14 protein-coding genes are annotated in these 17,310 nt (G+C 70.8%); 3 read left to right on the plus strand and 11 right to left on the minus strand.

The window, feature by feature from the left end:
• Positions 1 to 6: 6 nt before the first annotated feature.
• Both ACGH48_RS13110 and ACGH48_RS13115 read right to left on the minus strand, forming a co-directional pair.
• Positions 7 to 2,013 (minus strand): helicase HerA-like domain-containing protein, encoded by a 2,007-nt coding sequence (locus ACGH48_RS13110; protein ID WP_396288904.1) that lies wholly within the window; start codon positions 2,011 to 2,013, stop codon positions 7 to 9.
• 119 nt (positions 2,014 to 2,132) lie between these two features.
• Positions 2,133 to 3,389 (minus strand): multidrug effflux MFS transporter, encoded by a 1,257-nt coding sequence (locus tag ACGH48_RS13115; RefSeq protein WP_123313816.1) that lies wholly within the window; start codon positions 3,387 to 3,389, stop codon positions 2,133 to 2,135.
• Positions 3,390 to 3,615: 226 nt separating this feature from the next.
• Between ACGH48_RS13115 and ACGH48_RS13120 the strand changes: the two genes are divergently transcribed.
• The gene (locus ACGH48_RS13120) at positions 3,616 to 4,197 is read left to right on the plus strand and encodes a TetR/AcrR family transcriptional regulator (protein WP_185021452.1); all 582 of its coding nucleotides are present in this window, start codon (positions 3,616 to 3,618) and stop codon (positions 4,195 to 4,197) included.
• Between the two features lie 61 nt (positions 4,198 to 4,258).
• Here ACGH48_RS13120 and ACGH48_RS13125 read toward each other — a convergent pair whose 3' ends face one another.
• The 5 genes from ACGH48_RS13125 to ACGH48_RS13145 form a co-directional block, all read right to left on the minus strand.
• Positions 4,259 to 4,861, minus strand: coding sequence for a substrate-binding domain-containing protein (locus tag ACGH48_RS13125; protein WP_396288905.1), 603 nt, complete (start codon positions 4,859 to 4,861; stop codon positions 4,259 to 4,261).
• Position 4,862: 1 nt separating this feature from the next.
• On the minus strand, positions 4,863 to 6,263 hold the full coding sequence (locus tag ACGH48_RS13130; RefSeq protein WP_396288906.1) for an MFS transporter: 1,401 nt from the start codon (positions 6,261 to 6,263) through the stop codon (positions 4,863 to 4,865).
• Positions 6,264 to 6,349: 86 nt separating this feature from the next.
• Positions 6,350 to 7,495, minus strand: a complete 1,146-nt coding sequence (locus tag ACGH48_RS13135; RefSeq protein WP_396288907.1) for a cystathionine gamma-synthase — start codon at positions 7,493 to 7,495, stop codon at positions 6,350 to 6,352.
• A gap of 14 nt (positions 7,496 to 7,509) precedes the next feature.
• Positions 7,510 to 8,874, minus strand: a complete 1,365-nt coding sequence (locus tag ACGH48_RS13140; RefSeq protein ID WP_123313821.1) for a cystathionine beta-synthase — start codon at positions 8,872 to 8,874, stop codon at positions 7,510 to 7,512.
• A gap of 181 nt (positions 8,875 to 9,055) precedes the next feature.
• Positions 9,056 to 10,936 (minus strand): ABC transporter ATP-binding protein, encoded by a 1,881-nt coding sequence (locus tag ACGH48_RS13145; protein ID WP_396291129.1) that lies wholly within the window; start codon positions 10,934 to 10,936, stop codon positions 9,056 to 9,058.
• 147 nt (positions 10,937 to 11,083) lie between these two features.
• Here ACGH48_RS13145 and ACGH48_RS13150 point away from each other — a divergent pair, with 147 nt between their 5' ends.
• On the plus strand, positions 11,084 to 12,508 hold the full coding sequence (locus ACGH48_RS13150) for an amino acid permease (protein WP_396288908.1): 1,425 nt from the start codon (positions 11,084 to 11,086) through the stop codon (positions 12,506 to 12,508).
• Between the two features lie 197 nt (positions 12,509 to 12,705).
• Complete coding sequence (locus ACGH48_RS13155; protein WP_396288909.1) at positions 12,706 to 13,626, plus strand: hypothetical protein; 921 nt, start codon at positions 12,706 to 12,708, stop codon at positions 13,624 to 13,626.
• A 182-nt stretch (positions 13,627 to 13,808) separates the two neighbouring features.
• On the opposite strand, the gene rplL is transcribed toward ACGH48_RS13155, so the two are convergent.
• The 4 genes from rplL to ACGH48_RS13175 form a co-directional block, all read right to left on the minus strand.
• Positions 13,809 to 14,189 (minus strand): 50S ribosomal protein L7/L12, encoded by a 381-nt coding sequence (rplL, locus tag ACGH48_RS13160; RefSeq protein ID WP_017888664.1) that lies wholly within the window; start codon positions 14,187 to 14,189, stop codon positions 13,809 to 13,811.
• Between the two features lie 51 nt (positions 14,190 to 14,240).
• A complete protein-coding gene (rplJ, locus tag ACGH48_RS13165) occupies positions 14,241 to 14,756 on the minus strand; it encodes a 50S ribosomal protein L10 (protein ID WP_111084245.1) in 516 nt (171 codons plus the stop codon).
• A gap of 283 nt (positions 14,757 to 15,039) precedes the next feature.
• On the minus strand, positions 15,040 to 16,539 hold the full coding sequence (locus ACGH48_RS13170) for a sensor histidine kinase (RefSeq protein ID WP_396288911.1): 1,500 nt from the start codon (positions 16,537 to 16,539) through the stop codon (positions 15,040 to 15,042).
• Positions 16,536 to 17,276: a response regulator transcription factor gene (locus tag ACGH48_RS13175; protein WP_017888661.1), complete on the minus strand. Its 741-nt coding sequence runs from the start codon at positions 17,274 to 17,276 to the stop codon at positions 16,536 to 16,538. Before ACGH48_RS13175 ends, ACGH48_RS13170 begins: the two co-directional genes overlap by 4 nt.
• Between the last annotated feature and the right edge of the window lie 34 nt (positions 17,277 to 17,310).

Genomic DNA, 17,310 nt, shown 5'->3' on the forward strand with positions numbered 1-17,310 from the left:
TGGACCTCACCGACGTCGGCGCAGCGTCGAGAAGATCCCGTGCACGACCTCCTTCGCGATCGTGCCCCCGAGTCCTGACCCGAGCAGGTCCGACAGCGGGTCGTCCGCCTTCCGCGAGGCCGTCGTCCGTGTGCTCCGTCCCGACCGACCCGAACGCCGCGACGCCGCAGCCCGCTCGGCCTTCTCGAACTCGCGCTGCGTCCGCTCGTACTCCTTCTGCGCCGCTGCCCGCTCGCGTTCCGCCTGCTTGGCCTGCGCCGCGGCTTCCCGGGCCGCGGCCGCAGCAGCCCGCGCAGATTCCTCCTCGGCCTCGGCCGCTGCGAGGGCCGCGTCCTTCTGCGCGTCGACCGCCGCAGCCTCGGCAGCAGCTGCCTCCATGCGGCGCGCCAGCATCTCGTGCGCCGAGTCCGGGTCGACCCGGGTGCCGTACGTCGCGAGCAACGGCGATGCCTGCACCCGCGACTGCATCTCGGCTGCGGGCATCGGGTCCATCGAGCCCTGCGGCGCGTGCAACCGGGTCCACGCGACCGGCGTCGGCGCCCCCTTCTCGTTCATGACGGTGACGATCGCCTCGCCGGTCGCCAGCGAGGTCAGCACCTCGCCCAGGTCGTAGTCGCTCGACGGGTAGGTCGACACCGTCGCCCGGAGCGCCTTCGCATCGTCGGGGGTGTGCGCCCGCAGCTGGTGCTGGATGCGCGAACCGAGCTGCGCCAGCACGTCGTTCGGCACGTCCTTCGGGGTCTGGGTCACGAAGAAGATCCCGATGCCCTTCGACCGGATCAGCCGCACGGTCCGCACGATCTGGTCCGTGAAGTCCTTCGACGCCCCGCTGAACAGCAGGTGCGCCTCGTCGAAGAAGAACACGAGCTTCGGCTTGTCCTGGTCGCCGACCTCCGGCAGTTCGTTGAACAGGTCGGCGAGCAGCCACATCAGGAACGTCGAGAAGACCTCGGGCTGGTCCTGTACGCCAGGGACCTCGAGCAGGCTCACGATCCCCCGCCCGTCCGCCGCCGTGCGCAGGAACACCTGCGTGTCGATCTCGGGCTCGCCGAAGAACTGGTCGGCACCCTTGTCGGCGAACGTGATGAGCTCACGCAGGATCACCCCGGCGGTCTGCTTCGACAGACCACCGAGTTCGGCGAGTTCGCCCTTGCCCTCGTCGCCCACCAGGAACGTCAGCACGCTCCGCAGGTCGGCCAGGTCGACGAGCGGCAACCCGGCCTGCACGGCGTAGTGGAAGACGAGCCCGAGCGAGGACTCCTGGGTGTCGTTCAGTCCGAGCACCTTCGACAGCAGCAAGGGCCCGAAGCCGGACACGGTCGCACGGATCGGCACACCGGTACCCTGCCCGCCGAGCGAGAAGAGCTCCGCCTGGCTCGCGACGCCCTGCCACTGCTGGCCGATGCCCTCGGTGCGTGCGAGCAGCTTCTCGTTTCCCTGCCCGGCCACCGCGAGGCCGGACAGGTCGCCCTTGATGTCGGCCGCGAACACCGGCACGCCGTTCGCCGCGATCTGCTCGGCCAGGACCTGCAGCGTGCGGGTCTTGCCGGTGCCGGTCGCGCCGGCGACCAGCCCGTGCCGGTTCAGCATGCCGAGCGGGATGCGGACCTGGACATCCGGCTGCGCCTCGCCGTTCACCAGGGCGCCGAGTTCGAGCGCCGGCCCCTCGACGGTGTAGCCGGTGCGGATCGCGGCGACGGCGTCCGGTCCCAGCGGGCCCGCACCGCCGCTGCCGGGAGGCACGGTGTCGGCAGCCGGGGCGGGCTCTGGAGACGACGGGACGGCGGAGGCGGGCTCCGCGTCGGGGGCGAGCCGGGCCTCCTGTCCGGATGGTGCCGGGGACCCGGCGGCCGCCGGTTCGGCGTCCGGCGTGAGTACCGGCGCTCGTGCCGCGAGCGCGGCCGCGAGCTCCTCGGCCCGCTGCACGGCTTCGTCGGCCAGCCGACGTGCCTCGTCCGCTGCCCGCTTGGCGGCCTCGGCCGCTGCCCGTGCCTGCTCCACCGCGTCGCTCATGGGCACAGCCTATGGACGCGCGGGGGCCGCTGTCCGGCCGGTCCCGCAAGCTCGATGCCGAACGACGAGACCGCTGTCGCACGACGTCGATCTCGTCGTTCCGAGTCGCGCGCGAACCGTCAGTGCGTGAGCTCGGGGACCGTCCGGGGCCGCACCACGAACCACAGGATCAGGATGGCCATCACCGAGGTCGAAGCCATCACCATCGCCATCGGGGTCGCGGTCGTGATGCCGAGCCAGCCCACGATCGGCGAGATCAGGCCGGCGACGCCGAAGTTCAGGGCGCCGAGCAGCGACGCTGCCGTGCCGGCCTCCTTGCCGTGGGCGGCGAGCCCGATGACCTGGACCAGCGGGAACGAGAACCCGCAGGCCGCGATGAAGAACCACAGGGGCACGAGCACGCCCACGAGGCCCGCGCCGACCTGGTCGAGCACGATGATCGCGATCGACGCCAGGAACAGGGTCGCCGTCGAGCACGCCAGGATCCACTGCGGACCGACGCGCTGCGCCAACCGCGCGGAGATCTGTACACCGAGCACGACGCCGACCGAGTTCACGGCGAAGAGCAGGCCGTACTGCTGGGCGTCGAGCCCGTAGACACCCTGGAACAGGAACGGCGACGAGCTGAGGTACGAGAACAGCCCGCTGAACACCATCGCCCCGATGAGCGCGACGCCGACGAAGATCCGGTCGGAGAACAGCGCCTTGTACCGCTGGCCGATCGTGGAGTGCCCGGCTTCGCGGCGACGGGCCGGGGGCAGGGTCTCGACGATGAGCAGGATCGACGCGATCACCACGGCCAGGCCGTAGCAGGCGAGGAACACGAAGATGCCGCGCCAGCTGGTGAACTGGAGCATCTGCGAGCCGATGAGCGGTGCGAGGATCGGCGCCAGCCCGTTCACCATCGCCAGTCGGGACAGCATCCGGACCAGCGGCTTGCCGCCGAACAGGTCGCGGACGGTGGCCATCGCGACGACTCCACCGGCCGCCGCACCCATGCCCTGCAGCACGCGGAACACCGCGAGGAGCTCGATGTCGGGGGCGGTCGCCGCACCGATCGACGCGGCGATGTGCACGGTCGTCGCGATGATGAGCGGCAGTCGGCGCCCGACCTTGTCGCTCCACGGACCGACGAGCAGCTGCCCGAACGCGAACCCGAGCGTCGTCGCCGTGAGCGTGAGCTGCACGGCGCCGTCGGTGACGCCGAACTGCTCCTTGATGGCCGGGAACGCCGGCAGGTACAGGTCGATCGTGAACGGCCCGAGCGCTGTCAGGGCGCCCAGGACGAAGACGTAGACGAGTCGCTGCCCGCGGGAGAGCGAGTCTCCGGGGTGCAGGACGACCCGGAGCGAACCGGTGGTGGCGGGCGCGGTCACGAGCAGGAGTCCTTCGGCGGTGAGGGGTGAGGAGGTGATCGCGGCGTCGATCGAATCGATTCGTCCGCGGAATCATCCTACGGGCCGAACGAACGCTCCCGACGCGCTCGGCACGGAATTGCCCGCGTGTTGCCGTCCCTCGTCCGCGTACCGATCCCGCGCCATGCGGTACCGTCGGACTGCTCGGGGGCCTCCGGGTGAACCGGATCAGAAGGGGGTGGGCGTCATGGTGGATGCCCGGATCCTGCACACGACCGCCGCCCTGCGCGAAGCGATCCTGCGGCTGGCGGCGGACCGCCCCGTCTCCGAGATCACCGTCGCCGACGTCACCCGTGCCGCCGGCATCAACCGCGCGACGTTCTACTCGCACGCGGTCTCCCCAGGATCGCTGCTCGCGGACGTGCTGACGCCGGAACTCGACCGCATCCGTCAGGACGACGCCGACGACCGCCGGGCAGCCGCAGCGCGCGGTGCCGACGCGGCCGAACTCGCCGCCATCACGCGCCGGGGCATCAACGCGGTCGTCGAGCACGTGACCACGCACCGCGACATCTACGCCAAGGCGCTGCCGGACCCGAACGACGCGTCACTGCACCGGCTGCTCGTCGGCCACTTCACCGAGTCGAGTGCCCTGCACATCCGCGAGCTCGACGCGGAACGCCGGCCGGAACTGCTCGACGACGTGGCCGCCGGGTACGTCGCGCAGGGCTTCGTCGGCGCGATCGAGGCCTGGCTCGCCGGGCCCCGACGTTCGAGGAAGGCGCTGGTCGAGACGATCACGTTGTCGTTCCCGGCGTGGTGGAGCTGAACTGAGCCGCCTGGTGGCACGTCGCTGATCGGCCTGGTGTCGCCGCGCTGAGCGGCTCCGGTCACTCGGCGTCGGTCGTGTCGCCGTCGCTCGGCTCGGTCTCCGGCTTCTCGCCGCGCTGCAACGACCGCACCACCTCGACGGCGGTGGCCGACAGGTCCGCGTCGTCAGCACCTGCTGGCACCCGGTAGTCGGCGGACACGCCGTCGCCCCCCGTGCCGCTCGCCGGCAGCGGGTCGCCGAGCGACACCACCACGACGCCGGCGTCGTGCGCCGTCTGGATCACCCCGGTCAGCGCCGACGGCCGAGCCGCGTGCACGAGCAGTGCCTTGGCACCCTTGCGGACGAGCTGGGCGACCGCGGTCCGCTGGGACGCCGCCGCACCCGACGCGGGTGCGACCCGGACGTCGGGACGGAAGCCGGCGTCGGACAGGCCGGTGCGCAGGTCTTCGCCCAGGGCCGTGTCGTCGTGGACCAGCACGACGCCGATCACGGCCTGTTTGTCGAACCCGCCGTCGGAGCTCGTGAGGTCCGTGCTCTGCACCGGCGTGGGCGCAGCGGAGGTCGTGCCCTGGCAGCCGGCCAGCGCGAGGGCGGCCGTCAGGACGACGGCTGCAGCGACGATGCGCACCACGGGGGTCTCCTCTTCGGTCCGGTCTGCCACGCTACCCGGCTGCGCGGTCCGCCGACGCCGACGACACCGGCGCGGGGACCGGTCCGAGCCGCCGGACCGCGGCGACCGCCAGTGCGGCGAAGCAGATCATCGCCGCGAAGACGAGTGGGAACGACACCGTGCCGTCGGCACCGCCGGTCGCGGTGAAGAGCAGTCCGGTGACCGCCAGGCCGATGACGCTGGCCGCGGCGTCGGCGATGGTGAGCGCCGAGCTCGCGAACCCGTCGTCGCCCTCGCCCGAGAACCGCAGGGTGAGCATCGACGTGCGCGGGTAGATGGCGCCCATGCCCGCGCCGCCCACGAACCACCCGGCGACGAGCACCCACCACGACAGGTCGAGCGTCGCCACCGCGAGCGCTGCCAGCAGGCTCACGAGCACCAGCGCGAGTCCGACGCCGAAGGTCCGGCGTGCGGTCAGTCGCTGCTCCCCCAGCCGGCCGTGCACCCAGCTCGAGGCCGCCCAGCTCAGCGCCGCGACCGTCAGTGCGAGCCCCGCGGCCGATGCGGACAGGCCGTGCTGCGCCTGCAGCAGGAACGGCACGTACGCCTCGCTGCCGAAGAACGACGCCGCCACGAGCCCGCGCAGCAGCACCACCGAGGGCAGCCCGGCGGCGGCGCGGAAGGTGCCCGCCGGCAGCAGCGGCCGCAGGGCGAACCAGGTGCCGACCAGGCCGACCAGGACCGCGGCCCCCATCCCCCACGGGGTCAGGTCCGGCGCCACGTTGAGCAGCAGGATCGACACGGCCGCGGCGACCGACCACCCGATGCGCACCCGCTGCCACGGCGGTCGCAGCTCGACCGCCGGTGCCTGCAGCCGTCCGAGTGTCGGCACGAGCACGGTGAACGCGCCGACGGCGATCACGAGCGCCCCCGCGAAGACCCAGTGCCAGTTCCACGTGTCGGTGACGATGCCGGCGATCGCCGGGCCGATGAGCGCCGGCACCACCCAGGCGGCGGCGAACCCGGCGAACACCGGTCCGTGCAGTTCGGCGGGGAAGATCCGGGCGACGAGCACGTAGAGCACGACGTCGATCGCGCCGGCGCCGAAGCCCTCGACCAGGCGCCCGACGAGGAAGACCTCCATCGTCGGCGCGAGCATGACCACGGCGGTCCCCACGGCGAAGAGCAGGGCGGAGACCCAGGCGACGACCCGACCGCCGGCCCGGTCGGTCCAGTTGCCGGCGAGCACCATGCCGGGCACCCCGGCGGCGAGCGGCGCGGCGAACGCCAGGGCGTAGAGCGCCTGGCCGTCCAGGTCGCGACTGATCACCGGCATGATCGTCGTCATCGCGAGGTTCTGGAACGCCGCGACGCCCACGATCGCGACCATCCCGATCGTCGCGAGGGCGTAGCGCCCGCTCAGCAGGCCCGTCCTCGTCGCCGTGGTGCTCACCCGCTCATCGTAGGGGCGGGCGGCGACACCGCGGACCCGCCGCGAGCGCGCCGCAGGCCGCGGTCCCGCGGGAGCGCGTCAGCGGGTCAGCGCGCGAGCGCCTGCTGCAGGTCCGCGACCAGGTCGCCGGCGTCCTCGATGCCGACGGACAACCGCACCACGTTCTCCGGCACCGCGAGCTCCGTGCCCTTCACCGAGGCGTGCGTCATCTCGCTCGGGTACCCGATGAGCGACTCCACACCCCCGAGGGACTCGGCCAGCGCGAACAGCTCCGTGGACTCCGCGAAGCGCCGGGCCGCGTCCGGTCCGCCGGACAGGGCGACGGAGAGCATCCCGCCGAACCCACGCATCTGGCGAGCGGCGACGTCGTGCCCCGGGTGGTCGGTGAGTCCCGGGTAGTAGACACGCTCGACGCCCGGCGCGGCGACGAGTGCCTCGGCGACGGCCTGCGCGTTCGCGGAGTGTCGCTCCATCCGGACCGCGAGGGTCTTGATGCCGCGCGTGGTCAGGAAGGCGTCGAACGGCGACGAGATCGCACCGGCGCCGAACTGCAGGAACTGCACCTTCGCCGCGAGCTCCTGGTCGACGAGCACCACGGCGCCGCCGACGACGTCGGAGTGGCCGCCCAGGTACTTCGTCGTCGAGTACACGACGACGTCCGCGCCGAGCGACAGCGGCTGCTGCAGGTACGGCGAGGCGAAGGTGTTGTCCACGACGACGAGCGCACCCGCCTCGTGCCCGAGGGTGGCGAGTCCGGCGATGTCGGCGATCTTCATGAGCGGGTTGGTCGGCGTCTCGACCCAGAGCACCGTCTCCTCCGGCGCACCCTGCAGCGCGGCACGGACCTGGTCGAGGTCGCTCATGTCGACGACCACGAGCTCGACGCCCCACGGCACGTGCAGCCGACTGACCAGGCGGTGGGTGCCGCCGTACACGTCGTTCCCCATCACCACGCGGGCGCCCGGGCGGAGTGCGGCCCGGAGCAGGGCGTCCTCGGCGGCGAGGCCGGAGGCGAACGAGTACGCGGCCACGCCCCCGTCGAGGTCGGCGAGCAGCGTCTGCAGGGAGTCCCGCGTCGGGTTGCCGGCGCGGGAGTACTCGTAGCCGTTCCGCATGCCGCCGATGCCGTCCTGCACGTAGGTGGACGTCAGGTGGATCGGCGGGATGACCGCCCCGGTGGGGCCGTCGGGCTCCTGGCCGGCGTGGATGGCGCGGGTGCTGAACTCGGTCATGCTGGCTGCGTTCCTTACTCGGAGAGGTAGGTCAGGAGGTCGTGGCGGGTCAGGACCGTGACCGGCTTGCCGTCCTCGACGACGAGCAGGGCGTCCACCGTCTCGAGGGCCCGGCGCGCGGCGGACACGGACTCGCCCACACCGATCAGCGGGAGCGGCTCGCCCACGAAGCCGGTCAGGGCGTCCGCCATCTTCGCGGCGCCGGTGAAGACCTGTTCGAGCAGGTCCTTCTCGGCGACGGCCCCGATGACCTCGCCGATGACGACCGGCGGCTCCGCGCTGAGCACGGGCATCTGGGACACCCCGTACTTGGTCATGATGTCGACGACGTCGCGCACGGTGTCCGCCGGGTGCGCGTGCACCAGGTCGGGCAGGCGGCCGTCCTTGCCGGCGATGAGCGAACCGACGGTCCGCGCCTCGTCGGTCTCGGCGAAGCCGTACGAGCGCATCCACCGGTCGTTGAAGATCTTGCCGAGGTAGCCGCGGCCACCGTCGGGCAGCAGCACCACGACGACGTCGTCCTCGGTCAGGTCACGGGCGGCCCGCAACGCCGCGACGACCGCCATGCCGCTGGACCCGCCCACGAGCAGGCCCTCTTCCCGCGCGAGGCGTCGGGTCATCGCGAACGAGTCGGCGTCCGACACCGCGATGATCTCGTCCGGCACCTCGGGGTCGTACGCGGTCGGCCAGAAGTCCTCGCCGACGCCCTCGACCAGGTACGGACGGCCGGTGCCGCCGGAGTAGACCGAGCCCTCGGGGTCGGCCCCGACGATGCGGACACGGCCGTCGGACGCCTCCTTCAGGAAGCGCCCGGTCCCCGAGATTGTGCCGCCCGTCCCGACGCCCGCGACGAAGTGGGTGATCTGCTGCTCGGTGTCGCGCCAGATCTCCGGACCGGTGGTCTCGTAGTGGCTGCGGGGCCCGTTCGGGTTCGCGTACTGGTTCGGCTTGTAGGCGCCCGGGATCTCGCGGACGAGCCGGTCGGACACCGAGTAGTACGACTCCGGGTGCTCCGGCGGAACCGCCGTCGGCGTGACGACGATCTCGGCGCCGTACGCCGTCAGGACGTTGCGCTTGTCCTCGCCGACCTTGTCCGGCAGCACGAACACGCACCGGTAGCCGCGCTGCTGGGCGACGAGCGCCAGTCCGACCCCGGTGTTGCCCGAGGTGGGTTCGACGATCGTGCCGCCGGGTCGCAGATCGCCGGAGGCCTCGGCCGCGTCGATGATCCGCGTCGCGATGCGGTCCTTCGACGATCCGCCGGGGTTCAGGTACTCGACCTTCACCAGGACGGTCGCGCGCACCCCCTCGGTGACGCGGTTGAGCTTGACGAGCGGGGTGTCGCCGACGAGGTCGACCACGGAGTTCGCGTAACGCACGGGCCCGAGTCTAGGACGCGGACACGGCGTTCTGCTGGGTCGTGACGCGCGCCTCGCCCTGGTCGTTCGCCGCACCGGACGGGAGGCCCGTGGCGGGGCCGCCACGGGCCTCCCGTCCAGTCTGGGGGTGCGTGTCCGATCGGCGCACCCGCCTGCGCGTCGGTGGCCGTGATCGGTGGGGTCAGCGGCCGACGGCGTCGGCCGGCGTGTTCTGCTGCCGGTGCAGGAGCGCGTAGGTGCCGTCGAGCGCGAGGAGTTCGTCGTGCGTGCCCTGCTCGACGATCCGCCCGTGGTCGAGCACGAAGATGACGTCGGCGTCTCGGATCGTCGACAGCCGGTGCGCGATCGAGATGGTGGTGCGCCCCGCGGCGGCAGTGTCGAGCGCGGTCTGCACCACGCGTTCCGAGATCGAGTCCAGCGCGCTCGTGGCCTCGTCGAGCACCAGCACCGGCGGGTCCTTCAGGAGCACCCGGGCGATGGCGATCCGCTGCTTCTCACCGCCGGACAGGCGGTACCCGCGCTCCCCCACGACGGTGTCGTAGCCGTCCGGGAACGAGGCGATCGTGTCGTGGATGTTCGCCGCCCGTGCCGCCCGTTCAACCTCGTCGTCGGTGGCGTCCGGTTTGGCGTACCGCAGGTTGTCGCCGATCGTCGCGTGGAACAGGTACGTCTCCTGGCTGACGATCCCCACGTGGCGCATGAGGTCCTCGTGCACGAGGTCGCGGACGTCCTGCCCGGCGAACCGCACGGACCCCTCGGTCGCCTCGTACAACCGCGGCACCAGGTACGACACGGTGGTCTTGCCCGCGCCCGACGGACCGACGAAGGCGGCGAACTGGCCGGGCCGGAGCGCGAACGAGACCCCGCGGAGCGTCGGCTTGTCGGGCTCGCCGTCCGGGTACGTGAACGTCACGTCGTCGAAGGCGACGTGACCGACCATGGTGTCGTCGACGGGCTTCGCCGTGGGCGAGTCCGTGATCGCGGGCTGCAGGTCGAAGTACTCGAAGATGCGGGCGAACAGCGCTCCGGAGGTCTGCAGGTCGAGCACCACGCGGAGCAGTCCGACCGTCGGGAACAGCAGGCGCGACTGCACCGTCGTGAACGCGACGATGGTGCCGGCGGTGATCGGGACGTCGCCGATGATCAGCCAGGCGGCGACGAGGTAGATGATCGCGGGGATGATCGACAGGAAGATCTGCACGATCGCGAAGAACCACTGTCCGGACATCTGCTGGCGGACCTGCAGCTGGATCTGGTTGCGGTTCTCGTCACCGTAGCGGCGGGTCTCACTGCGCTGCTGGTTGAAGCTCTTGGCCAGCAGGATGCCGGAGACGCTCAGCGCCTCTTGCGTGATCGCCGTCATGTCGGACAGCGACTCCTGCGTCTGCCCGGCGATGCGGGCACGGACCTGACCGACCCGACGTTGCGCGATGACCAGGAGCGGCAGCAGCACGACCGCGACCAGGGTCATCTGCCAGCTCAGCAGGAGCATCGCGACGATGGCGGCGATGACCGTGACGGTGTTGCCGAGCACCGACGAGATCGTGTTGTTCAGGACGCTCGCGACGCCGCCGACGTCGTTCTGCAGGCGGGACTGGATCACGCCGGTCTTCGTGCGGGTGAAGAACGCGAGCTCCATCCGCTGCAGGTGCCCGAACAGGCGCATCCGCATGGCGCCCATCACCTTGTTGCCGACCGTCGCCGTCAGGTATGTCTGCCAGACGCCCACCCCGGCGCTCGCGATCCAGAGGAGCACCATCGCCGACACGAGCTCGACCAGCACCGGGACGTCGGGTCTGCCGGACGGCGGGAAGAGGCCTCGGTCGAACGCCTGCTGCGTCAACAGCGGCGGGATCACCGAGATGGCGGCGCCGATCAGGACCAGGACGACCGTCAGGATGATGGCCCTGCGGTGCGGGACGAACAGCCCAGCGATCCGTTTCACCAGGTGCGGGATCTTCGGCGCCTCGGCGTTCGCGGCCTTCTGCGCGCGAAAGTCGCCGCTCGAGATCCGGCCACCACCGCGCGGTCCACCACCGCCCCCGCGCATCCCGCCGCCCATGCTCATGGAGCAACCGTATCCCCGCGGTCGGACATCGGCGCACGCTCGTCGGCCACCGTTCCGCCGTGCGGTCCGGCGGGTGTATTTGACCCCGTTCAGGGGGCGTGCGAGCATGTGCCGTCCCCGCCCCCGCACCACCGAGGTCCCATGACGTCCGCGCCGTCCCGTCCCACGTCCCTCCGCCAGCAGCTCGCCCGCCGCAAGCCGATCGAGCAGCTGCAGTCCGAGGCGGCCGTCGGCGTCAACGGTGAACCGCTCCGCCGGTCCCTCGGCGTCTGGCACCTCACGATGATCAGCGTCGGCGCCACCCTCGGCACCGGCATCCTGGTCGTGCTCGGCACGGCCGTGCCGCTCGCGGGGCCGGCCGTGTGGATCTCCTTCGTGGTCGCTGGGATCGCGGCCCTGCTCTCGGCGCTGTCCTACGCCGAGATGGCCGGAGCCGTCCCGACCTCGGGGTCGAGCTACTCGTACACCTACGCCACCATGGGCGAGGGCATCGCATGGGTCTGCGGGTGGTGCCTCGTCCTCGAGTACGCCGTCTCGGTGGCAGCGGTCGCGGTCGGCGCGAGCGAGTACGTGGACGAGACCCTGCGCGTGTTCGGGCTGCACCTGCCGACGGCACTGTCCGCGCCCCCGGGGGACGGCGGCGTCGTGAACCTGCCGGCGGCCGTCCTGGTCCTGCTCGCCACCGTGGTCCTGATCCCCGGAGCCCGCGAGAGCGCCTGGGTGAACACCGTCATGGTCGTCGTGAAGATCGCACTGCTCGTGTTCTTCGTGGTCGTCGCCTTCACGGCCTTCCAGGCGCAGAACTTCGAACCGCTCGCACCGATGGGTGCCGCCGGGGTCACCGCTGCGGCGTCCCGGCTCTTCTTCTCGTACATCGGCTTCGACGCCGCGTCCACCGCAGGCGAAGAGGCGAAGAACCCCCGCCGCGACCTCCCCCGGGCGATCATCGGTTCGATCGCGCTCATCACGGCGCTGTACATCCTCGTCGCCATCGCCGCGATCGGTGCCCGTTCGTGGACGGACTTCTCGTCGTCCGAGGCCTCGCTCGTCCGCATCGTGGTCGACGTCACGGGCCAGCCCCTCGTCGCGCTGGTCTTCTCGATCGGTGCGGTCGTCGCGATCGCGAGCGTCGTGCTGACCGTGCTCTACGGCCAGACCCGGATCCTGCTCACCATGGCACGCGACGGCCTCGTCCCGAAGGTCTTCGGTCGGGTCTCGCGCCGCACCGGCACCCCGATCGCGAACACGCTGATCATCGGCATCGCGGTGACGATCGTCGCCGCCCTCGTGCCGCTGGGCGAGCTCGCCGACGCGACGAGCATCGGCACCCTGGTGGCGTTCGCGCTCGTCAACGTGTCGGTCATCGTGCTCCGCCGCTCGCAGCCCGACCTCGAGCGCTCGTACCGCGTCCCGCTGTTCCCCGTCGTGCCGGTCCTCGGTGCCCTCAGCTGCGTGCTCCTCGCGGTGTTCCTCGGCGCCACGACGTGGATCGCGTTCGGCATCTGGATGGTCGTCGGCGCCGTGCTCTACCTGGCCTACGGCCGTCGCCACAGCACCCTGCGCTGACCCGCCGCCCACCCCGCCCCGCCCCGAGACTCGGCCTGAGCGACACTTCTCGCCGCTCGATCCACGAGACCTGTCGCTCACCGCGAGTCTCCCGTCACCCAAGCCGAGCCTCGTCCACAGCGCCGGTCCACGGCGGACTCTCCACAGGTCGGCTTCCGCGCCCCATCCGGTGTTCACCGGGCAGCGATGCTGCAACGATGGCGACCAAACGAACCCAACTGCTCAGTGCGACGACTCTCGACCGGACCGGATCCCGCTTGCTCCAGCGGCGACACCGCGCGGGCCAGCTCGTGCGGATCACGGATGGCGTCTACGTCGACGCGCAGGTCTGGCGGGAGGTCAGCAGTACCGAACGACACCTCCTGATCGCACGCGCGCTGGCACCGCAGGTCCGTGACGACGCCGCCTTCTCCCACCTGACGGCCGCGATCGCGTACGGCTGGCCACTCATCGGCCCTCCCCCGCAACGGGTCCACGTGACCGACGGTGCGACCCGCAAGACCGAACACCGAGCCCACCTCGTGCGGCACGCCGGTTCTCCGGAGACCGGTACGAGGCCGTCCTCGTTCGCGGGCGTGCGACTCACCAGTGCGCTGCGCACGGCTGTCGACCTCGCCACGACCCTCGATCCGTCCGTGGCGGCGGTGGCGATCGACCACGCGGTTCGCCGAGGAACGCTCTCCGTTGAAGCCTTCGAGGCAGCGCTCCCGATGCGCCCCCGACGCGGATCGGTGAGGTGCCGAACCGTCGCAGCGGCCCTCGACGCGCTGCACGAATCGGTCGGCGAGTCGTTCGCGGCGGTGCGTATGGTCGAACTCGGCCTGCCACGTCCGGCGGTACAACACGAGTTCCGGCACGCGACCGGCATCGTGGATCGGGTCGACTTCTGGTTCGAGGACACCGGAGTCGTCGTCGAGTTCGACGGCAAGGAGAAGTACACCGATCGGGGAATGCTCGGCGGCCGCGCGCCGGGTGACGCCGTCTGGCACGAGAAGCTCCGCGAGGATCGGATCCGATCGGTGCCCGGGGTCCGGACCGTCGTGCGCCCCACGTGGTGGCACCTGGTCGACCCTGACCGGCTTCGCGCGCTGTTCGGCCAGCACCGTGTGGTCTTGTGACGTACCGAGTCTCGGGCACCGCACAACGAGTCTCGACGTGAGCGACCGATCTCGGCTTCTTCGTCGCGAGAAGTGTCGCTCACCTCGAGTCTCGGGCCCCGCATACCCGCACACACGCACCCGCGCACGACGAAGGCCGCCACCCCGAGGGGCAGCGGCCTTCGTGAACCGAACGGTCGAGACTACGCGAGCTCGATCGTGGCGCCAGCGGCCTCGAGGGTCGCCTTCGCCTTGTCGGCGGTCTCCTTGTTCGCACCCTCGAGGATCTTGGCGTCGGCGGTCTCGACGAGCGCCTTGGCCTCACCGAGGCCGAGCGACGTCAGGCCACGGACCTCCTTGATGACCTGGATCTTCTTGTCACCAGCGGACTTGAGGATGACGTCGAACTCGGTCTTCTCCTCAGCGGCCTCGGCCGGGGCAGCGGCGGCCGGAGCGGCAGCAGCGGCCGGGGCAGCAGCGGTGACCTCGAAGACCTCTTCGAACTTCTTCACGAAGTCCGAGAGCTCGATGAGCGTGAGCTCCTTGAAGGCCTCGATGAGCTCGTCCTGCGAAAGCTTCGCCATGATTTTCTCCTACTACTAGCTAATACGTGTGGTTGTGGAACGCGAGCCTGATCAGGCCGCGGACTCCTGCTTCTCGCGAAGGGCGTCCACGGTGCGGACGGCCTGCGAGAGCGGGGCCTGGAACAGGTACGCAGCACCGAACAGCGAGGCCTTGAAGGCGCCGGCGAGCTTGCCGAGCAGAACTTCACGGGACTCGAGGTCGGCGAGCTTGTCCACCTCGGTCGCGGAGAGCGGGTTACCGTCGAAGTAACCACCCTTCACCACGAGCTCGGGGTTCGCCTTGGCGAATGCACGCAGCGACTTCGCGACGGCGACGGTGTCACCGTGGACGAAGGCGAGAGCGGACGGACCGGCGAGTTCCTCGTCGAACGAGGAGATGCCGGCGTTGTTCGCCGCGATCTTGGTCAGCGTGTTCTTCACCACGGCGTACGTGGCGTGCTCACGGATCGAGTTGCGGAGCTCCTTGAGCTGCGCGACCGTGAGACCGCGGTACTCGGTGAGCAGAACGGCGTTCGAGCTACGGAAGGACTCCGTGAGCTCGGCGACCGCAGCTTCCTTGTTCGCCATGGTTCTCCTTGGGGTTTCTTGCCGGCTAGCCCCAGGTCTCCACACATGAAAAAAGCTCCGGCGCAGAGGCTCGGAGCTGCTCTCACCTGACGGTGGGAGTGGTTCGGAACACCTGCGCGGGATGCCTCATGAGTGAGGACCTTCGGCCATGATGTTCACAAACACTTTGCGAGCAGCACGACATCCGGCGGTCTTTGGCTTCGAGAACAGTACCAGATGCGGTGGACGAGACCAAACGGCGGTCTGGAGGCGCGGTGCGGGCCCGCACCGCGCCTCCCGGTCGTCAGTGGGTCGCGTCCACCGCAGCGGGCGTCCCCGACCAGTCAGCCGACACGTCCGACGCGGACGCAGCCGCCGCGGCGGCTGCGGGATCCACCGGCAGGTGGACCGTGAACACCGTGTCACCGGGCGCGCTCGCCACCTCGACGCTGCCGCCGTGCGCCTGCACGACCGCGTCCACGATCGCGAGGCCGAGCCCCGTCGACCCCACGGTGCGCGACCGGGAGCTGTCGGCGCGGGCGAACCGCTCGAACAGCTTCGGCAGGAACTCCGGGTCGATGCCCTGCCCGGTGTCCCGCACGGTCAGGTCGACACCGGCGCCCGATGGTGAAGGCGCGAGACCCACTGTGATGCGCGTGCCCTCTGGGGTGTGGGTCCGGGCGTTGGTGACGAGGTTCACGATGACCTGGTGCAGGCGCGCGGCGTCTCCGAGGACCACCACGGGCGATGACGGCACGTCGATCTCGATGACGTGGTCCGGCGAGGCGGCGTGCGCGTCGTTGACGGCGTCGAGCACGAGCCCGGTCAGGTCGACCTCGGCGAACTGGATCTCGCGCCCCTCGTCGAGGCGGGCGAGGAGCAGCAGGTCCTCGACCATGGACGTCATCCGGATGGACTCGGACTCGATGCGGCTCATCGCGTAGACGACGTCCTTCGGCAGGTCTCCGCCCATCCGCCGGGTGAGTTCGGCGTATCCACGCACCGAGGCGAGCGGGGTGCGGAGCTCGTGCGAGGCGTCCGCGACGAACTGCCGGACCTTCTGTTCGGACCGTTCCCGCGCCTGCATGGCGCCTGCGATGTGCCCGAGCATCCGGTTGAAGGCGCTGCCGACCCGGCCCACCTCGGTGCGCGGGTCCGTGTCCGGCACGCGGACGCCGTCCAGGGCGTCGCTGCGGTCGAGCGGCATCCGGGCAACGGTCGACGCGGTCTCGGCGACACGTTCGAGTGGCCGCAGCGAACGCCGGACCACGAACGCCGCCACGACCGACCCGGCGACCAGCGCGGCGGCCACGACGGAGATGACGACCCAGAAGAGCTTCCAGACGCTGTCGTAGACGGGTGCCATGGGCAGCCCCACGACCAGGACGGCCGGGCCGACGTTGACGGCGGCGAGCCGGTAGCGCCCGGTCCCTCCGCCGAGGTCGACGGTCTCCGGGTCGGCGTCGACGTGCACGGTCCCCAGCGCCTCGGCGCTCGACTGCGCGATGCCGCTCGGGCGTCCGTAGTCGTCGAGCACGTTCGCGATCACGACCTGCCCGTCGACGAAGTACGCCGTCAGGGTGCCGGCGGCCTGCCCGGACGGTCGCGACAGGTCGATGCTCGGCTGCCCCGACTGGTTCTGCTGCAGGTACCGCTGTGCACGGTGGGTGGCGCCCGTGATCTGCTGGTCGATCGCACCCGTCTGGATCGAGGCGAGCGCGATGATGCTCGCCGCCCCGATCACCGCGCTGACGGCGACGACGAGCGCGACGATGCTCAGGACGAGCCGACGCCGGAGGGTCACGAGGTGGGCTTGATGACGTACCCGACGCCGCGGACCGTGTGGATCATCGGGGTCTCGCCGGCGTCGATCTTCTTGCGCAGGTAGGAGATGTAGATCTCGACGACCGAGGACTTGCCGCCGAAGTCGTACGACCACACGCGGTCCAGGATCTGCGCCTTCGACAGCACGCGACGGGGGTTGCGCATCAGGAACCGGAGGAGCTCGAACTCGGTGGCGGTCAGCTCGATCGGCCGACCGGCACGGTGCACCTCGTACGACTCCTCGTCGAGCACCAGGTCGCCGACGACGATGCGGGAGTCGCCCGCCTCGGAGATCGAGATCTGCGAGCGGCGGATGAGGCCACGCAGCCGTGCGACGACCTCCTCGAGGGAGAACGGCTTCGTGACGTAGTCGTCGCCGCCGGCCGTCAGCCCGGTCACGCGGTCCTCGACGGAGTCCTTCGCGGTGAGGAACAGCACCGGGGTGTCGTCGTTGTTCTGCCGCAGCCGGCTGAGCACCTGCAGGCCGTCGAGGTCCGGCATCATGACGTCGAGCACCATCGCGTCGGGCTTGAACTCCCGCGCGGTCGTCAGGGCGTCCTGCCCGCCGTTCGCGCTCTTGACGTCCCAGCCCTCGTAGCGGAGCGCCATGGACAACAGGTCGGTCAGGCTGGCTTCGTCGTCGACGACCAGGATGCGCAACGGGGTTCCGTCGGCACGCGTGAGGCGCGGGGCTGCTGCAGGCTGGGAGATGGTCACGTCTTCGAGTATCGAGGAATTCCTATGAGTGGTC

It is taken from the genome of Curtobacterium pomorum (assembly GCF_044497295.1).
Taxonomy (GTDB): domain Bacteria; phylum Actinomycetota; class Actinomycetes; order Actinomycetales; family Microbacteriaceae; genus Curtobacterium.

Bases quoted from the DNA above. Each gene is read 5' to 3' on its own strand.
- ACGH48_RS13110 (WP_396288904.1), bottom strand. From the start codon at position 2,013: ATGAGCGACGCGGTGGAGCAGGCACGGGCAGCGGCCGAGGCCGCCAAG.
- ACGH48_RS13120 (WP_185021452.1), top strand. From the start codon at position 3,616: ATGGTGGATGCCCGGATCCTGCACACGACCGCCGCCCTGCGCGAAGCG.
- ACGH48_RS13135 (WP_396288907.1), bottom strand. From the start codon at position 7,495: ATGACCGAGTTCAGCACCCGCGCCATCCACGCCGGCCAGGAGCCCGAC.
- ACGH48_RS13145 (WP_396291129.1), bottom strand. From the start codon at position 10,936: ATGGGCGGCGGGATGCGCGGGGGCGGTGGTGGACCGCGCGGTGGTGGC.
- ACGH48_RS13150 (WP_396288908.1), top strand. From the start codon at position 11,084: ATGACGTCCGCGCCGTCCCGTCCCACGTCCCTCCGCCAGCAGCTCGCC.
- ACGH48_RS13155 (WP_396288909.1), top strand. From the start codon at position 12,706: ATGGCGACCAAACGAACCCAACTGCTCAGTGCGACGACTCTCGACCGG.
- rplL (WP_017888664.1), bottom strand. From the start codon at position 14,189: ATGGCGAAGCTTTCGCAGGACGAGCTCATCGAGGCCTTCAAGGAGCTC.
- rplJ (WP_111084245.1), bottom strand. From the start codon at position 14,756: ATGGCGAACAAGGAAGCTGCGGTCGCCGAGCTCACGGAGTCCTTCCGT.